This window comes from Gilliamella sp. Fer4-1 (assembly GCF_001690515.1).
Taxonomy (GTDB): Bacteria; Pseudomonadota; Gammaproteobacteria; order Enterobacterales; family Orbaceae; genus Gilliamella; species Gilliamella apicola_C.
In genome coordinates this window covers 1-1,029 of sequence record NZ_LZGZ01000347.1, presented here as the reverse complement: position 1 = coordinate 1,029, position 1,029 = coordinate 1, and the positions used below count along the sequence as shown (strand labels likewise).

The 1,029-nt window shown below is 31.5% G+C and carries 1 protein-coding gene; it reads left to right on the top strand.

Annotated features, from left to right (window positions below):
* Window positions 1–170: 170 nt before the first annotated feature.
* Entirely contained in the window at window positions 171–848 is a 678-nt protein-coding gene (locus tag A9G30_RS11925; RefSeq protein WP_065589090.1) for a helix-turn-helix domain-containing protein, read from the top strand.
* The last annotated feature ends 181 nt before the right edge of the window (window positions 849–1,029 follow it).

The window sequence follows — 1,029 nt, the reverse complement described above, 5'->3', positions numbered from 1 at the left end:
TTTGATTTAAAGATACTTTAAATCAAATTAAATTTTAAATCAATGCTCTTTAAATCAAAAAATGCATTTTATTTGCGATTATCTTTTTATCGCTTTGTTTTTATTTGATAAAAATTTAATATAAACTTTTACTTTTGATATAAAGAGTTCTTTAAATTAAAGAGGCTTGAATGAAAGAGTTATGGATTCAATTGAAAGATATCGTAGGTAAGTATGGAATGCCTTCTACAATTCAAGGTGTAACTTATAAAGCAAAAACTGAAAATTGGGTGCGCCGAAGAGTTTCAGGAGTAAAAGGGCGAGTCTATGAGTACGAGGTATCAACCATTCTAAATAAGCGAAATGAAAAAATGGAAGAATTAGCAGCAGATTATAATAATGATAATAATCAAAAATTAAAAATACCCGTTGATGATTTTTTCAAAGACCATACAATAATTGGTGAGCTAAAAGTTGACACATCAAATATTGATGATATCAAAATATCAACAGACGGGGCGGCATGGATAATATTATCAAACGAATTTGTTGAGAGACAAGGGCTATCAAATGTAGATCTAGCAACATTCACAGCAACAGATGACAGCATGTCAGACGCAATCAAAAATGGAGACACGCTATTAGTTAGCATCCACAATGACAGCACAGAACAAGCAAAAGCACTGGGAGGTATTTACATCATATTATTTAATGGTGTGATAATGGTGAAGAGGTTACAGTACAACCCCGTTGATGTGTCGTATAGCGTCATCAGCGACAATCAAAATTACAAAGCATTCACCGTGCAAAAAGAAGATCCAAACTTCAAAGTAATAGCAAAATTAGAAAGGGTTCTATCAAAAAGATAAAGCATTTAAATTATTTTTAAACGCAATTTAAACGGCTAATAAGTATTTCCGCGCCAACCGAAATTTTACAGCCGTTTTTAATTTTATTTCCATTCTGCATTTTTTCCCGCAATTTTATTTTAATTTTTCACAAACCCTTTTGAAATAAGGTTTAATCCCGTTTATTCCCGCGCAATTTTAT